This is a genomic window from Tritonibacter sp. SIMBA_163 (assembly GCF_046535935.1).
GTDB classification, from domain to species: domain Bacteria; phylum Pseudomonadota; class Alphaproteobacteria; order Rhodobacterales; family Rhodobacteraceae; genus Epibacterium; species Epibacterium scottomollicae.
The window spans coordinates 1-239 of the sequence record NZ_JAWJBP010001227.1; the positions used below are offsets into that span (position 1 = coordinate 1).

The 239-nt window shown below is 62.3% G+C and carries 1 protein-coding gene; it reads left to right on the forward strand.

Annotated elements, in window-relative coordinates:
• On the forward strand, nucleotides 1–239 hold a 239-nt coding region (locus R0J92_RS26220; RefSeq protein WP_411053845.1), incomplete at both ends, for a hypothetical protein.

The window sequence follows — 239 nt, forward strand, 5'->3', positions numbered from 1 at the left end:
GCTTCTGCAAGGCGTGCTGCGCAGTTTTGCCGATCCGGTGATCGACCGCACGCTGGCGCTTCAGGAAAATCTCGCCAATATGGAAGCCGAACCGCTGGAAAAGCCGGTTGTGCCCGACCTTTCAACCGCCGGAACACCGCTGATGAAGGAAGGCAGTTCCGAGCGGCTGGCGCGCGCGCTGCAACAGCCTTTCTACGAGACAGGTGCGGCCACCGGCGCGCAGCATCTCATCGATACCG